The following is a 19,457-nucleotide window of genomic DNA, read 5'->3' as shown; positions in this document are numbered from 1 at the left end:
CATGATGCAAAGGAAAAACTATATATTTTCGATTCTATTTTTGAGCCTTTGGGGAGCAGTTTTTGCTCAGGAAACCGATGACATAGGTACAGAAACGGTTACGGTGGTAAAACCGTATTCCCCCACCGTTTCGGATGCCTTTAAAATCAAATCGGCACCTAATCTGAACGATTCCATTGTACTCCAAAAAAAGAATATTGACTATAGCATATTCTCGGTGCCCGTGGCTTCTACCTTCACGCCTGCAAAAGGAAAGGCCTCCAAGGTGAAGCGCACTCCACCACCTACCTTGTATAATTCCTACGCTTCGGTAGGTCTTGGGAACTACAACAATGCTTTGGTGGAATTGTATACCAGTCGCGAATTCAATCGTGGGGAGGATCTTTTGGATTTTGGATTAAACCATCACTCCTCAAGGGGAGCCATAGAAACCACTCCTTTGGATGCGGATTTTTACAATACAAAGTTTGATGCTTCCTATGCCAAAAAGGATAGGGATATGGATTGGGGTGCCAGTGTTGGTCTTCAACATCAATTATACAATTGGTATGGAATTGAAAACGGGGCTTTTGATGAAGCCACTGTGGCTGGAATTGACGAGACACAGAACTATTTCAATGCCCAGGCCAAGGCACATTTGAATTTGGAAGATTCCTATTTTAAAAGTGGCAAGGTGCTGTTGCGAAGGTTTTGGGATACTACAAAATCCGGGGAGAATCGTGTGGTTTTGGAACCATCTGTGGAATTGCCCATAACAGAGGAATTGGTGACCATCAATGCCAAATTGGACTTTGTGAATGGGAATTTTAAAAATGCTTCCTTGAACAATACCCTCAATGATGGGGAAATCAATTATAGCCAATTTCAAGTGGGAATTAATCCCAGTCTACTGGTATTGCGTGATGATTTGACCTTGAACTTGGGCGCCAATTTTGTTTATGGCCTGGACACGGAAAACAGTGATTCCAATTTCTATATTTACCCCGCAATTACCGCTTCCTATCGTTTAGTGGATGAAACGGTTATCGCCTATGGTGGAATTGAAGGGCAACTGGAACAAAATTCCTATTACGACTTTGTTCAAGACAATCCTTATGTATCCCCAACTTTGGACATCCAGCCCACTGACAAACAATACGAGGGCCATGTCGGTATAAAAGGGCAGTTGATGTCCAATGTGGGGTACAATATCAAGGGATCCTACACGGCGGAAAACAGAAAACCCTTGTTCTTTCTGAATCCACAGAACCTGTTCCGTACCGATGATAAAGGCTACTATTATGGGAATTCATTTCAGGTGTTTTATGATGATGTAAAGACTTTGGGCATTTTTGGGGAACTGAACATTGATGTAAATAGAAATTTCACCTTAGGTGTCAATGCGGAGTTCTTTGATTATGATACCGAAACAGATAATCCAGCATGGAACCTTCCAAGCATTAAGGGCTCTGTGTTCATGGATTATCAAATCAACAAGCAATGGTATTTGGGTGCCAATTTGTTCTATGTTGGGGAGCGGGAAGATTTGATGGCGCAGGCTATTCAAAATGCGACACCATCAGAATTTCCTGCCACCATTGTGACCTTGGATAGCTTTTTTGATGCCAATGCCCATGCAGGCTATCGATTTAACGAACAGCTTTCCATATTTGTAAAAGCCTCCAACATTGCCAACAACAATTACCAACGTTGGGCCAATTTTAGAGTACAGGGCTTTCAGGCCTTGGCCGGGGTTTCGTATAAGTTCGATTTTTAAAGTTATCCCAAAATTCTAGCCATTCAACAGCTTTATATCTATCTTCCATGGTTAGGAGCATGTAAACTTGGTACATCAAATAAGACATAAGGAAGGCGATATTTTTGGGGTAAAGGGTAAAAAAGTGGATGGTAAAATACTTTTTTCCCAACTGCAAAAGTATGATGCAGCATCCTTGACTACGGACTACTCCATAAAGTTGGTTCTGAAAGGCATGGAGAAATATGTCTTTAACGGACTTACAAAAACGGTGAAACCTGGTCAGTTTTTGTTGGTACCTCCAGGAGTTGAGCTTCAAACTCAGGTGATGGAGGACCAGGGAGCTACTGGTATATGTATCTATTTGTCCAAGGACAGTTTTGAGGAAAGGTGTCACGACCTAACCGAAAAACCCATGAAAATGCCAACATTCCCGTTGGCCGTCAGCACTACAGGGCGAGATGTACTTCAAAAAGTAGCTGGAGGAGGTTACAGAATTTCTCCCGACCACCACTTAAATGAAATTTTGGATTTCATGCCACAGTTCTTAACCCGTTATTCAAAAAAAGTGCAGGGAATCAAAGTCAAAAAATGGGAAACCAAGCTCCATTTAAGTGAAAACTTGGAAAAGGCACGGGCTTTTATGGACGAAAACTTTTCCCATAAAATGAATCTTGATAAAATTGCCCAGATTGCTTGTCTTTCCCCTTTTCATTTCCAAAGAAATTTTAAGACGGTTCATGGGGTAACCCCAACCCAGTACTTAATGAACCTTCGAATCCAGCATGCTAGAAATTTGATTTCTACAGGGATGCCATTAGATCAAGTGACCATGAAATCCGGTTTCCGGGATGTGAGATACCTAAGAAAGTGCCTACTGGATTGAATCCAGAACAAAATTCGCAAGATTTTTGCAGGGCTGATATAGATCTAGAGTAATTTCCCTCTATGTTTTTATTTAATTTGATTGTAAACAGCAGGGATTTGAAGGAGAACGTACTAAAAAGGTATGCCTTAATGTACGTTATGTTGGGTGCAAGCTTACTGTTTAGTTTGAGCTGCGCTGGCTTTCAAAAAGAGCCGAAACACGTAATCAAGGAGTTTTTTGATTTACCCTATTATCGAGGGGAAGATGCCGATAGCATAAAACACAAACTAAATTTGTTTGTGCCACAGGGCGTCCAAAATCCACCCTTACTATTGTGGATACATGGTGGTGCCTGGGCATTTGGGGGAAGGAAGTTTGAAAGCAATCTAGCCAGGAAGTTTGCAGGGGAAGGAGTGGCCGTGGCGGCCATAAGCTATCGGCTCAGTCCCGGTACTTGGAGAGATCCAAGATTTAAGGAAGGAGTTCAACATCCGGAGCATATCAAAGATGTAGCCAGGGCTTTTGCTTGGGTTCATAATCATGGAAACGAATACGGGTATGATTCCCGTTCCATATTTGTAAGTGGCTATTCCGCAGGGGGGCATTTGGCTGCCCTTCTTTCCATGGACCCGAATTATTTAAATGATGTGGGCAAATCGGTAAAGGATATCAGAGGGGCAATACCTGTTGCCGGGGCCTTTGACATTTCGGCTTATCACCAAAGCCATTTAAGATACAATGGAAAAGAAATGGCTGAAAAACATGTGCAAGCCGTTTTTGGAAAGACAGAAGACGCTTTTAAAAATGCCTCGCCTACCCATTTTATCAATAATCAGTGGGTGCCCATGTTGGTGATATCTGAAAGGGGGACCTACGATTATACAAGATTATTAGAAAATGCTGCAAAACAAGCCGATTATGATCGCATGCAATTCCATCATATTCACAATGAAGACCATGAATCGCTATTGGATGATTTGGCAAAGTCCGACCAAAGTCCATACAGAAAAATAATCTTGGATTACATTATGGAAAACAAGGTGCAATACAAAACCCTCAATACAAATGGGGTAGAGTTGGCATATCGGGTGTTTGGTACTGGTGACCCACTGTTTGTTTTGAATGGGGGACCTGGTTTTTCCAGTCATAATTTCCAAGGTCTGGCAAAAAAATTTGCCAAAACCCACCAAGTTGTTCTTTTTGATCAAAGGGGTACGGGCTTTTCCGAATTGAATTCCGAAACTATTTCCATGAAAGCCATGGTAGAGGATTTGGAGGCTCTCAGGAAACATTTGGGATGTGACCAGATAAGTTTGTTTGGGCAATCCTTTGGTGGAATGTATGCCATGAGCTATGCCGAAGCCTATCCTACTTGTGTAAAATCCATGATTTTATCCCATTCCGGGGGAATGGACCTTCAGTTTTTGGAGGATACCAATGAACGGTTGATGCGTGGTTTAACACCCGAGGATCATGAATCCCTGAGGGAAGTGTCAAGTATCAAAAATCCGGAATTACAAATGTTACATCGACATAAAGCTTTGGCAGCAGGTTACGTTTATGATAAAACTTTACGGAACCGTGTTTTTAAGGGACTTGCCTTTAATTCTCGTTTTTATCCGGAAGTGAATCAACAAGTTTGGTCCGATTTAAGGAAAAATGGTTATGACGTGTCCAAGGCAATGGAACAGTTTAAAAACCCTGTGCTGATCCTGCATGGGGACCACGATGTTGTTCATCCCCAGGTTGCGACAAGGGCACACCAGACCTTTCCCAATTCCAAACTCACTATTCTAGAGAATTGTGTCCATTACGGATGGCTTGATGCTCCCAAAACGTACTTCGCAACCATTGAAGATTTTCTTCGCAACCTTTAGGTTTGTAGGAAAAACACAATAAAGTGCTAAGAAAATCGTTATTACATGCACGCCTATCAGTTCGTAAGAGACAGATAGGCTACCCCACATGGATTGGAAATCATGCGATTACGATTCAGCAACATATTGACCAACCTCACAATTTCCCTGTGTATTACATCGGGGATTGCCCAAAATCTCGTCCACAATGGTGGATTCGAGGATTTTGTGGAATGCCCTGTTAAAATGAGCAATCTTAACGGTGATACCGAGTATTGGAGCGCTCCAACCCTGGGTACCACGGATTATTTTAACGAGTGCAGCAAGACCAAGTTGGGAATTCCCATGAATTTTAAAGGAAAGCAAGAAGCATACGAAGGAAATGCCTATGCAGGCCTGTATCTTTTTGCACCCAAGGACTACCGCGAGTATATTCAAGTGGAACTTACGGAAACCCTGAAAAAAGGGCACAGATACAGATTGAGCTTGTCTATGAGTCTTTCTGAAAAATCAGATGGGGCCGTGATGGATTTGGGTGCTGTTTTTGCCCAGAAACCGCTCTCCATACATACCAAAAGACAACTTTCCAATGCGGTTTTGGCATCAAGCCAGACCCGTACAACCCACGCCAAGCAATTTTCGGCTACCGGCTTTTACGATGATAAAAAGGAATGGATGCAGGTGAGTTTGGATATTGTGGCTAAAGGATTTGAAAGGCATTTGGTGTTGGGCAATTTTAAAAGCAATGGCGGAACGCACTACCTGGATTTTGGTAAACGAACCGCTGGAGCAGAGGGTTACTCCTACTACTATTTGGACGATGTTGCCCTGATATACTTGGGTCCTGATTACCAACCCAATCAAAGTTATGTGCTCAATCATGTCAATTTCGACTTTGACCGTTTTGAGTTGGAGCCAAAGGCCAAACAGAGTTTAAAGGATGTCTATGACTATTTGGAAAAGAACCCTCAACTCAAGGTTTCCATTAGCGGTCATACGGACGATCAAGGTTCTGATGACTACAACGATGTGCTCTCCAAACAAAGAGCTACCACGGTTGCCAGATATTTGATGAGATTGGGATTAAAACCACATCGAATTTCTTCCAAAGGGTATGGCAATAAACTGCCTTTGGACAGTGCCCTTACCGATAAGGCCAGACGCAAAAACCGTCGTGTGGAGTTTGTGATGACGGAGTTTGTGGACGACGAGTAATTCGCTGATTTCCTTGCTAATCTAGATTTAATGCTGCGCGCTTGAAGTGCCACTCAGTAGTTCCTTCATTTCAGCATCATACTCCAAGACAATACTCTCCGTACTTCCACCATCCAAAACAAAGAATGATTCAGGTCGGTACCCCTTGGATTTGATATTGATTTTCCAATGAAAAGCCTTTTCGCTAGCAAGCACAAAGGAGCCATCGTAGTCCGTGTAAGCGATACTGTTGGTACCACTTATTTCAACAGAAGCTCGGTAAATGGGAAAGCCAAGCTCGTCTACAATTTTGCCCGTTATCTGATTTTGACCAAAACCAAAACAGGGCACAAGGCTCATCATTAGCATAAAGGTCACTATGCGCATCATAGTAAGATTTGGACTATAGTAACGTATTTTATTGAAAGTTAGTATCATATGCTGCGCTAAACTGAAGCAACAAAATTGAAAAGTTAGACAATACGGGCCTAAATCCAGCGTTTATATAGGCAGTACGAGAACCTAAAAACATAATTTCTATGATTTATAAGGTTACTCGTATTTTTTTTCTTCCTGTATTAGCCCTTTTGTTGAACCAAGCGATGGTTGGGCAAAACCTAATACTGAATCCCAGCTTTGAAAGGCATAATGCTTGCCCTGTCAATATTACGGCGTTTGACTCTTTGCTTGAGGACATTTCAATTCCTTCATCAAGTTCTGGAGATTATTTTCATGAGTGTGGTTCCAATGACTTTGGCGTACCTGCCAATTTTAAAGGTAGTCAAAAGGCAATGGATGGCTCTGGCTACGTAGGGTTATATTTCTATGCCCTTAACGATTATCGGGAGTATGTTCAGTTGAATACCAGTAAAACCCTTCGTGAAAAACATCCTTATAAACTGTCGTTGCAAGTAAGTCTTGCCGAAGCTTCAACTTTGTCCTTGAAAAATATTTCGGTGATGCTGGTCAACAAAAAGATCAAGTTGCCCAATAGCTCGGCACTTACAACTTCCCGTTTGGATTTCCAAGAAGATGTCATATTCCAAGAGGTAAAGCTAAAACCTAATAAATCCATGGCCAATACGGATGAATGGATAACCCTTACCGCAGAATTTGAAGCCAAGGGTTTTGAAAATCATATCATCGTTGGAAATTTTTCCAGCAATACGGATACAGCCCTTTTGGAAAAAACCACTCCGGTTTTATCAAGTGACTTCTCCTATTATTATGTGGATAATTTTGCCCTGGAAGAGTTGCCAAGGGTCAATTATGAAAAAGACAAGATCTATGTACTGGAGCGCAATCCTTTTGAACCCAAGGGATACGAGCTGGATGCGGAGGCCATTGCCAATGTCAAGAAAATATTCAAATACCTTAAGGAGAATGCTGAAGTCCAGATGAAGATAACGGGACACTCAGACAATGCTGGAAAACCGGGTTATGACAAGTTCATTTCCTCCCTAAGAGCTAGGGCGGTGGCGCTCTATCTTACAAAAATGGGAATTGACGACAGCAGGATTGTATGGGAAGGTGTAGGGAGTACAAGACCGCTGGGCAATGGAAAACTCAAGGATGATCATTTGTCCAATAGAAGAGTTGAATTCGTAATGACCGATGTGAAGGATTAAAAGCGCTTAAATAACCAACTACAACTGTTAATTGAAATCACCTCTTTAGAGGTGATTTTTTTATATCCCATGGATAAACAAGTTGATCCCAATAGTACTGCTACATTTTTCTATTTTTGATGGAAACCTTCAGATTCATGAAAAAATATCATTTGGGATTCTTTTTGATTTGCGTACTTGTCGCCTGCACTCCAAAGGAAGAGGTAGATTTATTGGTCCATAATGCCAATATCTACACTGTTGATGACGAGTTTTCCAAAGCCGCTGCCTTGGTGGTAAAGGACGGATTGATTGTTTCCGTGGGGAGTTCCGAAGAATTACAACAAAAATATAATGCCAAAGAAAACCTGGATGCCCAGTCAAAGACAATTGTTCCAGGTTTAATTGATGCCCATTGCCATTTTTACAATCTCGGATTGGATCAACAGATAGTAGATCTGGTTGGAACGAAGAGTTTTGATGAGGTCATCGAGAAGGTAATCGACTTCCAAAAAGAACGTCCTTCCAATTTTATCCAAGGTAGGGGATGGGATCAAAATGACTGGGACGTCAAGCAGTTTCCAACCAAAAAACAATTGGACGAATTATTCCCTGATACCCCTGTGGTCTTACAACGAGTGGATGGCCATGCCTATTTGGTGAATCAGAAAGCATTGGATTTGGCTGGAATTGACGAGCACACCAAAATGGATGGGGGAGAAGTAATTCTAGAGGGGGGTAAACCAAGTGGGGTATTGGTGGACAATCCCATGGCCTTAATCGATAACATAATTCCACAACCTCAAAGGGCTGAGCAAATTCAGGCGCTGAAGGATGCCGAAAGCCTGTGCTTCAATTACGGACTAACTACGGTGAACGATGCAGGACTTCATAAATCCACCATTGAACTTATAGATAGCCTGCACCAAACGGGGGACTTGTCTATGCGGATCTATGCCATGATCAGCAACACCCAAGAAAATATAGATCACTATTTACAGGCTGGGATTTTGAAGACCGATAGACTTAACGTGCGATCGGTAAAGGTATATGGTGACGGTGCTTTGGGCTCCAGGGGAGCAGCGCTTAAAGCACCTTATTCGGATCAACATGGACATTTTGGTGCCATGGTCACCCCTGTAGACCAAATTGAGGCCTTGGCAGCCCGTATTGCGGCTTCGGATTATCAAATGAATACACATGCCATTGGTGATTCTGCCAATATAGTGGTCCTAAGAGCTTACAAAAAATCGCTTGATGGTACCAAGGATAGAAGATGGAAAGTAGAGCATGCCCAAGTTGTTTCGGAAGAAGACTTTGAATATTTTGCGGAAGGTGTAATCCCGTCCGTACAACCCACACATGCCACAAGCGATATGTACTGGGCGGAAGATCGATTGGGGCCAGAGCGGGTCCAAGGAGCTTACGCCTTTAAAAAGCTGTTGGAGAAGGCGGGTATTGTAGCCTTGGGCACCGACTTTCCCGTGGAAAGGGTGAGCCCTTTCTTGACCTTCTATGCAGCGGTGGCCCGTCAAGATTTAGATCAGTATCCCGAAGGAGGATTTCAAATGAAGGATGCCTTGTCCCGTGAAGAAACACTTAGGGGAATGACCATCTGGGCAGCATATTCCAATTTTGAGGAAAACGAAAAAGGAAGTTTGGAACCAGGGAAATTTGCTGATTTTGTCATCCTCAGCAATGATATCATGACCATTTCTGCGGAGGAGATTCCCAACTTGCAGGCCGAACAAGTGTTTTTAGGGGGAAAACGGGTAAAATAAAAACGGGCCCTTAGGCCCGCTTTACATATTCGTTTAGGAGTTGTTTTATAGACTGATATCCAGTGAAACCCTGGTGTTTCCCCAACCCATGACCATATCTCCATCGTCTGCAAAGGCAATGGAAAAAACATCTAAGGATTCGTTGGCCGTGCTAGCTTTGGCTGAAACTCTTATCACGTCAGCTGCACTATCATAGGAATAGGCACCCCATTGGTTAAGGTTGCTGTTCAATATAATCGTCCACTCGTCTTCTCCAGGAATGGTAAATAAGGAGTAGCTACCAGCCTTTACTGATTTTCCACCAACAGTGGCATCCTTGTAAAAGGTAATTTCGCTGGCCTCATTGGCTCCGGTTCTCCATACTTTGCCCACCGGGGCCAAGTCTGCAAGATCTCTTTTAACCCCATCTTTTTTCAGTTTGGGTCGGCTATAAACCACCTTTATGGCTTTGTCCGATACCCTATAACTGGAAGGATATGTGGCAATATCTGCAGGGCTTATATCTAGACCGCTAAACTTTTGGGCGGCAAGCTCCGTAGAAAAAGTAAGTGTTAACATTAAAATGGTAAGTGAGAGAAATTTTTTCATGATGATGATTTTAGTTGATCCCAAAACTAGGATGTTAATGGATGATGATTTTATAAAAAGACGTTAAAATTTAACAAGACTTACAAAGTGATAGGGAATCAAGAGATAATCTCTGATAACCTAACATAATTTTTAATAAAGCTCAATCTAAATACAAATATGTAAGCAATAATTCCAATAATGTTTTATAATTGACGTTATTCAATAATATTTGTATCAGAAATTGTTACTAATTTATTAGAGATATGTGCGGAATAGTATGCGCGTTTGACGTGAAAGAAAGTACAGAGAGCCTTAGGCCCCAATTATTGGAAATGTCTAAGAAAGTAAGGCATAGAGGTCCAGATTGGAGTGGAATTTATTCGGACGATAAAGCCATTTTGGCCCATGAGCGATTAGCGATTGTGGATCCTGTGTCGGGGAAACAACCGTTGTTCAGCGAAGATGGAAAATTGGTATTGGCAGCCAACGGTGAAATATATAACCACAAAGAGCTTAGAGCCCAATTTGAAGGAAAATATCAGTTTAAGACGCAATCGGACTGCGAGATCATTCTGGCCCTTTATAAAGAAAAAGGGGTGGATTTTGTGGATGACCTTAATGGGATATTTGGTTTTGCCATTTATGATAGCGAAAAGGATGAGTATTTTATCGCCCGAGACCATATGGGAATCATTCCGCTATATATAGGATGGGATAAACAAGGGACTTTTTATGTGGCCTCTGAGTTGAAAGCTTTGGAGGGTACTTGCTCCAAAATCGAATTGTTCCCTCCAGGACACTATTTACATAGTTCGGATGGGGAATTCAAAAGATGGTACAAAAGGGACTGGATGGAGTATGAAGCCGTAAAAGAAAATGAGACCAGCATTGCAGCGCTAAAAGAGGCCCTGGAAGCTGCGGTTCACCGTCAATTGATGTCGGATGTGCCTTATGGGGTGCTACTTTCCGGTGGATTGGACTCCTCAGTAACATCCGCCGTTGCCAAAAAATATTCCCAAATGCGGATAGAGTCCGGCGACACCAAAGAAGCATGGTGGCCACAACTGCACTCGTTTTCAGTTGGCTTGGAAGGATCTCCCGATTTGGCTGCTGCACAAAAGGTGGCTGATCATATTGGAACCATCCATCACGAAATCAAATTTACCATCCAGGAAGGATTGGATGCCATCAAAGACGTGATTTACAATCTTGAAACCTATGATATCACAACTATTAGGGCTTCAACGCCTATGTATCTTATGGCAAGGGTCATCAAATCCATGGGAATAAAAATGGTGTTATCTGGAGAAGGAGCGGACGAGCTTTTTGGTGGTTACTTATATTTTCACAAAGCACCAAGTGCAAAGGATTTTCATGAAGAAACCGTAAGAAAACTGGATAAGCTTCACATGTACGATTGCCTTAGAGCCAACAAATCATTGGCTGCATGGGGAATTGAAGGCCGTGTACCTTTCTTGGATAAAGAATTTATGGATGTGGCCATGAGAATCAACCCCAAGGACAAGATGATCAACGGGGAACGTATGGAAAAATGGGTAATCAGAAAAGCATTTGAATCCTATTTGCCTGAAAGCGTTGCTTGGAGACAAAAAGAACAATTCTCTGACGGAGTTGGATACAGTTGGATAGACACCTTGAAAGAGTTGGTGGAAGAAGAGGTAACGGACCAACAATTGGCCAATGCCCACTTTAAGTTCCCTATCCAAACGCCAACCACTAAAGAGGAATATTATTACCGTTCCATTTTTGAAGGGCATTTCCCTTCGGATGCGGCGGCAATGAGCGTACCACAGGAGCCTTCAGTGGCCTGTAGTACCAAGATTGCCCTGGAGTGGGACGAGGCCTTCAAGAACATGAATGACCCTTCAGGAAGGGCCGTGGCCAATGTTCATGAAGATGCATACGTAAAATAGCCGACCCATTATATTTTATGTAGTAGGAAGATGCTGTTTTGTTTCATTTTCAATTAGTCAGAAAAGCCCCTTTTTTAAGGGGCTTTTTGGTTGAAAAATTCCTAGAAATTCCGCTTCTCTTTTTCCACAATTATTTGTTGATAACTTGAGGGGTCAAATTGACCTGAAACGCCTATTTACATAGGGTATTCGTTATATTTGTAAGATTTGAAATTTTCAAGGCAAATAAAGCAGATGTATGAGCGAAGAAGCTAAAAAAAATCAATATTCCGCGGATAGTATCCAGGCCCTTGAGGGTATGGAGCACGTGCGTATGAGACCCTCTATGTATATTGGAGATGTAGGGACAAGGGGGTTACATCATTTGGTATATGAGGTGGTTGATAATTCCATTGATGAAGCCATGGGTGGCTATTGCGATACCATTGAGGTCATTATCAATGAAGACAATTCAATCACTACAAAAGATAACGGTAGGGGTATTCCTGTTGGCCTTCATAAAAAGGAGGGAGTTTCAGCCCTGGAGGTTGTAATGACCAAGATTGGGGCCGGAGGTAAATTCGACAAGGATTCCTATAAGGTTTCCGGGGGTCTTCACGGTGTTGGGGTGTCCTGTGTGAATGCCCTGTCCAGCCATCTAAAAGCGGTGGTACATCGGGAAGGTAAAATTTGGGAGCAGGAGTACGAAAGAGGAAAAACCCTGTATCCTGTAAAGAGTACTGGAACCACAAAGGAGACGGGAACCATAGTGACCTTTGTTCCCGATGATACCATTTTTACCCAGACTACGGAATACAGCTATGATACCTTGGCCAACAGAATGCGCGAGTTGTCATATTTGAACAAGGGAGTCACCATTACCCTTACAGATAAGAGAAACAAGGACGAAAAAGGAGAATTTATCTCCGAAACCTTCTTTTCTGAGGAAGGTCTCAAGGAATTCATCAAGTTTTTGGACGAAACCCGCGAGCCGCTCATTCAAAGTGTGATTTCCATGGAGGGTGAGAAGAATGGAATCCCTGTGGAAGTGGCCATGATCTACAATACGGGTTTTTCCGAAAACCTTCATTCCTATGTAAATAACATCAATACCCACGAAGGGGGTACCCATTTATCTGGATTTAGAAGGGGATTGACCACCACTCTCAAAAAATATGCGGATAACTCAGGATTGCTGGATAAAGTAAAGTTTGAAATTTCAGGGGATGATTTCAGGGAAGGATTGACCGCTATTGTTTCGGTAAAAGTAGCCGAGCCACAGTTTGAAGGGCAGACCAAGACCAAGTTGGGTAACAGGGAGGTCACCAGCGCTGTCAGCCAGGCGGTATCAGAAATGCTTACGGATTATCTAGAGGAACACCCGGATGATGCCAAGCAGATCGTAGAAAAGGTAAAATTGGCGGCCCAGGCACGTCACGCAGCTGCCAAGGCGCGTGAAATGGTCCAACGTAAAAACCCAATGAGTGTTGGGGGACTTCCTGGAAAACTTTCCGATTGCTCAGAGCAAGATCCTACCAAGTGCGAGGTATTCTTGGTTGAGGGTGATTCTGCGGGAGGAACGGCCAAACAGGGTAGGGATAGAAACTTCCAGGCCATTTTGCCATTACGTGGTAAGATTTTGAACGTGGAGAAAGCCATGCAGCACAAGGTTTTTGAAAACGAGGAAATCAAGAACATTTATACAGCCCTTGGGGTTACCATCGGTACCGAAGAGGACAGCAAAGCGCTTAATCTGGAAAAACTTCGATACCACAAAGTGGTAATCATGTGTGATGCCGATGTGGACGGTAGCCATATTGAGACTTTGATTCTTACCTTCTTCTTCCGTTACATGCGGGAATTGATTGAGAATGGACATGTCTACATCGCTACCCCACCATTATACTTGGTGAAAAAAGGTTCCAAAAAGCGATACGCTTGGGACGACAAGGAACGCGATGAGATTGTGGATTCCATGAAGGGAGGAGCAAGCATCCAACGTTACAAAGGTCTTGGGGAGATGAACGCAGAGCAACTTTGGGATACCACCATGAATCCAGAGTTTAGAACCCTCCGTCAGGTGAGCATTGAAAATGCCACGGAGACAGACCGAATCTTTTCCATGTTGATGGGGGATGAGGTTCCACCAAGACGTGAATTCATAGAGAAAAATGCGGTTTATGCGAACATAGACGCATAATAGTGTTCAATCGATAAACAAAAAATCCCAGGTTGCCCTGGGATTTTTTTATGGTTGGATATTTGTGGTTGGTTAGTTCCATGTAAACTCGCCCCGCTCAAAAGACCAGTCATTGCCAAAAAATCCAGCGCATTTTACAGCATCAGTTCCATAATCCATAATTCCATTGCTAAACAAGAGCAAATCGGGGTATGAGGTTCCGTTCAATAGATAATGGTTGCTATAAATGGCCTTCATCCCATTTGCCCCTGTTGCGCTGACTACCCCAATACTTGCTGTGTCGCTATCCTGTCTAGGGGCAATAAAATAGAGCCCCCATTGGTTCCCTTTTACTTCTTTTCCGTCAAGCGTAACTTGATTGTTTTTGACCTGAACCGGAAAGTGCTTCATGAGTTTGCTCCAAGCCGAGTTGTTGTCGCTATTTCCATAAATGACAATATTTCTATTCGGATAGGCCTTTCCGCTAAAATCCACATCCGCCACCAATTCCACAGATCCATTGGCTCTATAATAAAATGTTTCAGCATCCAGTCGTGCCTTGTTAAAATACCATTCATTTTCTTGGGCGGTTCCTTTTGTGGCATAAACAAAGACCATTTCATTTCTAAAGGCATCCTTGAAACCACCATTTCTATGTGGCCCTTTTTCCTTGGATGATGGCGCGTTTCCTACCCTCCATGATCCATTGGTGTGGTGTAAATAGATTTTACCGACTGACGGGATTTCCAAGGTGTCCTTATCAATTTGGAGCGTACCATTGCTCGTCCCCATGGCATCCAAATCCAGCTTGAGAACAGAGATATTTTCCGTATCTATTTTGACCCCATCTTCTTTGTTGAAATCAATGGAACTAATCTCCAAGGGTTTTTGCTGTTGGATTATGGTTGCAAAATGGGAAGTGGCTGAAACTCCAGGAGAGGCCGTGTAAAATTCCATCTTTTGGATGGTGGAATCTATGGGAATAGTTCGCTGTTTGAACAAGTCAAAAATAGGCGGCCAATCCATACTGTGATCTCCATACCAGTGGGTTCCCCCAGGATATTCGTAATAGGTGAAATCAGAATGGAACGTACCCAATACTTCCCGCATTTCCCGAGCAATGAAAGTGGGCACTACGTTGTCTTTTTCTCCGTGCAATACATAAATTCCCTGCTGCAGGTAATTTCGTTTCAATTTTAAGGTTCTACTCGGATTTCCTGCACGCAAAATCATTTGATCCATATCCGTGAGTTGTGGCTTCTTTTGCATTTCCTCCAACATTTTGGGCGTAATACCCCAGCGTTTAAGCTCCTCTTCACTGGCACTTAAGGCCCTTTTTACAAAACTGTCCCGATAGCCCAGTAGATCAGGATAGCCTGCACAAGGCGCAATGGCCGCAAATTTATCCGGATAAGTGGCTCCTAAGTACCAGGTGCCATGACCTCCCATAGAGTGACCTGTCAAATATATTTTTTGTGGATTTGGTTGGTAGATTCTCTTGCCTTCTTTCAATACTTCCAAGGCATCCAAACGCCCCCAGTCCTCCCAAGCAAAACCGAAAGGCCTTCTATTGGTAGGTGCTACCACATGGCCCCAATCCTTTTGTTTATAGGCGTTGGCTTGGTTTACTGCCTCTACAGATGCACCGTGAACCGAAAGGAACAAAGCCCCATCTTCCAAATCATGTTTAGATGAGGGTGCTACACTAAAATATTGCGCACTGCCATCAATTTGACTTATAAAAGTGCGTTTGTGCTTATCGTGTTTGGATTTGATGTGTATCGCTATTTCCTGATCATCCAGAGCCTGTTGCGAACCGCTGATTAGCCTTAATTCAAGAGTTGAATTCTGGGTGGTGGCATTTCCTTCCACGGCTGGAATTTCAAAAGCCACCTTTCTTACACTCATAGGGGGAATTGTCGGAATTTTGGAGATTGATTCCCTTCCTTGATGCGCAACCTGAATCTGATGCTTTTTCACCCAGGTATCAGAAGCGTTGATGACTCTAATAGCTCCTTTATACTTAGTCTCTTCACCAATCAAAAGATCAGGTAAAGTCATGTCCCGTTGGGTCATAAGCACGGGTGATTTTGGTTTGATCAATCGTGCGCGCACGCGAGGGAAGCGCCCCGATTTCAATACAAACACATTGATGCCCTTTTTCAGTTTGATGGGAATCAGGCTGTAACCAAAATCATAATAATCCCCCTCATGCGGAAACCCATTGATGATAGCCTGGGTATGGCCCGAAGCTTCAAAAAGAACAATGTCCTCCTTATTGGATTTATAGCTGAGGTAAACGTAGGATCCTCGTAGTACAGGACTATTGAAGGTGCTGCTGCTATCCACTTTAATTTTGGTCCATCGCTGTGCAGTTCCTGAATGATCCACTAGCCCAATCTCACCTTCATAAACCGTTTTATGGGTCATCAAAAAATCCTTGAATACTTTGTCCTTGGGAAACGAAATGGAATTGAGAGCGTTTCGCTTCGTGGGCAGATAGAGTGCCTCTTTGAACACATGGGCTACCTTGCCCTCTTTGACTTCGTTTACTTTTTCCTTGCCAAAATATTCAACAATGTTGCCTTGTCTTTTTTGTGCATGCAAGAGTGAGCCGCAAACAAAACAGACAACAAACAATAGCAATCTCGAATTCCAGAATTTTACCATGAAGTGATTTTTAGTCAAAAAGTAAAGATTTGACCCATGGGCTGCAAAAAGAATAGATTACTTATAAAGCAGGGGCGACAGACAACATAAATAAGCCAACCAACTGATTTTTTCAGTGTTGGGGAGCCATCAAAATACGCGCGATTTCGACCCTGTTTTATTGTATTGCCATCACGGTAATACCCCTAAATATATAGATAAGGGCATTTCACAACAAAAAGTCGGCATCCCAAGCCCAGTTTCATAGTTTTGGGAAAAACCTCACAAGATGAAAAAGATAGTTCTTTTACTTACTTTGTTCAGTGCTACCATGGGAATGGCGCAATCCAACCTCAATGATATTTTGGCTGCTGGACTTAATGATGCGGAGCGATTTACCACAGCATGGATGGCTCCAGTTACCGAAGCGAGTGTTTACAGTATCTCCAATGGGTGGTATAACTCTGCCGATGCCAAACCTTTAGGTGGATTTGAAATTTCCATCGTGGGTAATATTACTGGCTTCAAAAACAAAGACGATAAAAAATCCTTTACCCTAAATACCGCAGATTACGAAAATCTTACGTTTGTCGATGGTAGTACATCCAAGGAAGTAGCTACAGCCTTAGGGGATATTGAAGGTGTGGATGTGGCCATTAATGCATTGGTGCAAGGGCAACCTGTTAGTGCAACCTTTGAGCTGCCTTCGGGTCTGTCTTCCGAAGATTTGAATTTTGTGCCTTCCGGATATATTCAGGCTAGCGTTGGATTGATCAAGGGAACCGAGATTAAAGCTAGGTTCTTGCCAAAAATCAACACCGACGATGTTAAAATTGGGTTATACGGATTTGGTGTACAACACGATTTTACCAAACATCTGCCTGCAGACAAATTATTGCCTGTGGCCATTTCAGCAGTTGTTGGTTACACCAACTTAAGCGGGGAGTACGATTTTACCAATACTGATGTAATTAATGGGGAAAACCAACGAATTGATGCTAAATTCAGCTCTTGGAATTTCAGTGCAGTGGTATCCACAAGATTGCCCGTGATCAACTTCTATGGAGGATTGAACTACATCACTGGAAAAGCGGATACGAACATATTGGGTAGATACGAAATTGAAACCGTTGCCCAACCCATTGTTTACAATGATCCGTTCAATATTAGTAATAAGGTTAGTGGCGTTTCCGGAAACATTGGGACCAAACTTAAGCTAGGGTTCTTTAGAATCAATGCAGACTATAACATTGCGGAATTCAGCACCTTGACCTTTGGTATCAACTTCGGATTTAGATAGAAAACAAGCTATTCCAACTCAAAACATAAAGAAAGCCCCAACAATTGTTGGGGCTTCCTATTTTCATATGGTGTGCCTTCAATTATTCCCTGGTGGCGAAGACAGAACCGTTCTCCAAGGCTAATATTTCAGGGTCACTGGTCTCTTCCAGGCTCACAATAACATCTGTGACCTGTTCATCCGAATAGGTAATGGTGTATTTACCATTTTCCTCGGACCATTTAAAATCGGTATAAAAAGTAAGGCTAGAGTTGGAGTAGCTTTGATATCGACCTAGGTATACGTCGTTGAATATCCACTCCTCTCGCGAAGTACTTCCATTTTTGTTTTCGTCTCCATTGACATCGTCCCTTACCCAAATCCCGAGAATGGGATCGTTGTTTTCAGGAATACTGGTACAATTGCTAACAGCAATTATGGATGCAATGGCCAACAATGAAAAGAACTTTTTCATAGGTTAAGTAGGTTAAATGTAATTTGGGACTAATACAACGGGTTTTTTGACCCAAGTATTGTTGGAAATTCGATGTATGGTAAGGGTCTTTGCCATTTCTTCGGTGAACTGCACAATTTGTTAACATTGTACATACTTTACCTACAAATTGTTGGAGGATTCCAATCCAATTTAAAATGGTAAAATGTCAGGTTTTATCTGCCGTAAATGCCTTATTTTTGAACGTTTAAAATAAAATCTTATAAAAATGAAAGTTACCGTAGTTGGAGCAGGTGCAGTTGGGGCTAGCTGTGCCGAATATATTGCCATGAAAAATTTTGCCGCTGAAGTGGTTTTGTTGGATATCAAAGAGGGCTATGCCGAAGGTAAGGCCATGGATTTGATGCAAACGGCCTCTTTGAATGGTTTTGATACCAAAATCACTGGTACCACAGGTGATTATTCCAAAACTGCAGGTAGCGATATTGCTGTAATTACCTCTGGAATTCCACGTAAACCTGGAATGACCCGCGAAGAATTGATTGGAATCAATGCGGGAATTGTAAAGTCTGTTGCTTCCAGCTTGTTGGAGCATTCGCCCAATACCATCATTATTGTGGTGAGCAACCCTATGGACACCATGACCTATTTGGTACACAAAACCACTGATCTTCCCAAAAACAAGATTATCGGAATGGGCGGAGCCTTGGACAGTGCCCGTTTCAAATATAGATTAGCTGAGGCTTTGGGATCTCCCATTTCTGATGTGGATGGTATGGTTATCGGCGGACATAGCGATAAAGGGATGGTACCACTTATTGGACATGCTACCCGAAACAGCGTTAAAGTTTCCGAATTTCTTGAAGAAGACAAAATGCAATGGGTGGTGGAAGAAACCAAGGTTGGTGGCGCTACATTGACCAAATTGTTGGGTACCAGTGCTTGGTATGCTCCTGGAGCAGCTGTTTCCGGATTGGTGCAGGCCATAGCATGCGACCAAAAGAAAATGTTCCCTTGCTCTGCCTTGTTGGAAGGAGAGTATGGATTGGATGATTTGAGCATTGGGGTGCCTGTAATTTTAGGTAAAAATGGTATCGAGAAAATTGTGGAAATTGATTTGAGCGATGCTGAAAAAGCCAAAATGCAGGAAAGTGCCGAAGGCGTGAAAAAAACCAACGGATTGCTTCAGCTCTAAGCTGAATTTCCACTCTATAAAATGTCATTTCGAGCGTGAGCGAGAAATCTGTCTGTTGTGGATGGATTTTGACCAGCGTCGAAATGACATTTTTGTTTTAACAGTATTCCCGCCAGTTGCTTATTGCAATTCCCATAATTTCTATTGGCAAATCTTATGGGAAATGATATATTTGCA

14 protein-coding genes are annotated in these 19,457 nt (G+C 42.6%); 10 read left to right on the top strand and 4 right to left on the bottom strand.

What is annotated here, in order from left to right:
* Positions 1-4: 4 nt before the first annotated feature.
* From ACOOE0_RS00755 to ACOOE0_RS00740, 4 genes are all read left to right on the top strand, one after another.
* Complete coding sequence (locus tag ACOOE0_RS00755) at positions 5-1,756, top strand: TonB-dependent receptor (protein ID WP_420402245.1); 1,752 nt, start codon at positions 5-7, stop codon at positions 1,754-1,756.
* A gap of 67 nt (positions 1,757-1,823) precedes the next feature.
* Entirely contained in the window at positions 1,824-2,621 is a 798-nt protein-coding gene (locus tag ACOOE0_RS00750; protein WP_420400586.1) for a helix-turn-helix domain-containing protein, read from the top strand.
* A gap of 62 nt (positions 2,622-2,683) precedes the next feature.
* Complete coding sequence (locus ACOOE0_RS00745; protein WP_420400585.1) at positions 2,684-4,480, top strand: alpha/beta hydrolase; 1,797 nt, start codon at positions 2,684-2,686, stop codon at positions 4,478-4,480.
* Positions 4,481-4,582: 102 nt separating this feature from the next.
* On the top strand, positions 4,583-5,674 hold the full coding sequence (locus ACOOE0_RS00740) for an OmpA family protein (protein WP_420400584.1): 1,092 nt from the start codon (positions 4,583-4,585) through the stop codon (positions 5,672-5,674).
* Between the two features lie 27 nt (positions 5,675-5,701).
* On the opposite strand, the gene ACOOE0_RS00735 is transcribed toward ACOOE0_RS00740, so the two are convergent.
* Positions 5,702-6,043, bottom strand: coding sequence for a carboxypeptidase-like regulatory domain-containing protein (locus ACOOE0_RS00735; RefSeq protein WP_420400583.1), 342 nt, complete (start codon positions 6,041-6,043; stop codon positions 5,702-5,704).
* Positions 6,044-6,192: 149 nt separating this feature from the next.
* Between ACOOE0_RS00735 and ACOOE0_RS00730 the strand changes: the two genes are divergently transcribed.
* On the top strand, positions 6,193-7,281 hold the full coding sequence (locus tag ACOOE0_RS00730; RefSeq protein WP_420400582.1) for an OmpA family protein: 1,089 nt from the start codon (positions 6,193-6,195) through the stop codon (positions 7,279-7,281).
* Positions 7,282-7,418: 137 nt separating this feature from the next.
* The gene (locus ACOOE0_RS00725; protein WP_420400581.1) at positions 7,419-9,041 is read left to right on the top strand and encodes an amidohydrolase; all 1,623 of its coding nucleotides are present in this window, start codon (positions 7,419-7,421) and stop codon (positions 9,039-9,041) included.
* Between the two features lie 45 nt (positions 9,042-9,086).
* Here ACOOE0_RS00725 and ACOOE0_RS00720 read toward each other — a convergent pair whose 3' ends face one another.
* A complete protein-coding gene (locus ACOOE0_RS00720) occupies positions 9,087-9,629 on the bottom strand; it encodes a DUF2911 domain-containing protein (protein WP_420400580.1) in 543 nt (180 codons plus the stop codon).
* Between the two features lie 245 nt (positions 9,630-9,874).
* Here ACOOE0_RS00720 and asnB point away from each other — a divergent pair, with 245 nt between their 5' ends.
* Positions 9,875-11,545, top strand: coding sequence for an asparagine synthase B (asnB, locus tag ACOOE0_RS00715; protein ID WP_420400579.1), 1,671 nt, complete (start codon positions 9,875-9,877; stop codon positions 11,543-11,545).
* A gap of 238 nt (positions 11,546-11,783) precedes the next feature.
* Complete coding sequence (gene gyrB, locus ACOOE0_RS00710) at positions 11,784-13,724, top strand: DNA topoisomerase (ATP-hydrolyzing) subunit B (protein WP_420400578.1); 1,941 nt, start codon at positions 11,784-11,786, stop codon at positions 13,722-13,724.
* 72 nt (positions 13,725-13,796) lie between these two features.
* Here the strand turns inward: gyrB and ACOOE0_RS00705 are convergent, their stop codons facing one another.
* Complete coding sequence (locus ACOOE0_RS00705) at positions 13,797-16,373, bottom strand: alpha/beta fold hydrolase (RefSeq protein ID WP_420400577.1); 2,577 nt, start codon at positions 16,371-16,373, stop codon at positions 13,797-13,799.
* A gap of 268 nt (positions 16,374-16,641) precedes the next feature.
* Between ACOOE0_RS00705 and ACOOE0_RS00700 the strand changes: the two genes are divergently transcribed.
* Positions 16,642-17,652, top strand: coding sequence for a DUF6588 family protein (locus ACOOE0_RS00700; RefSeq protein ID WP_420400576.1), 1,011 nt, complete (start codon positions 16,642-16,644; stop codon positions 17,650-17,652).
* A gap of 82 nt (positions 17,653-17,734) precedes the next feature.
* On the opposite strand, the gene ACOOE0_RS00695 is transcribed toward ACOOE0_RS00700, so the two are convergent.
* Positions 17,735-18,106 carry a hypothetical protein gene (locus ACOOE0_RS00695; RefSeq protein ID WP_420400575.1) on the bottom strand — a complete coding sequence of 124 codons (372 nt, stop codon included), beginning with the start codon at positions 18,104-18,106 and terminating at the stop codon, positions 17,735-17,737.
* 247 nt (positions 18,107-18,353) lie between these two features.
* Between ACOOE0_RS00695 and mdh the strand changes: the two genes are divergently transcribed.
* Complete coding sequence (mdh, locus tag ACOOE0_RS00690; protein WP_420400574.1) at positions 18,354-19,280, top strand: malate dehydrogenase; 927 nt, start codon at positions 18,354-18,356, stop codon at positions 19,278-19,280.
* Positions 19,281-19,457 lie beyond the last annotated feature (177 nt).

The organism is Flagellimonas sp. (assembly GCF_965215805.1).
Classification (GTDB): Bacteria; Bacteroidota; Bacteroidia; order Flavobacteriales; family Flavobacteriaceae; genus Flagellimonas.
The sequence above is the reverse complement of the archived record's forward strand: the minus strand, read 5'-3'. Positions and strand labels throughout refer to the sequence as shown.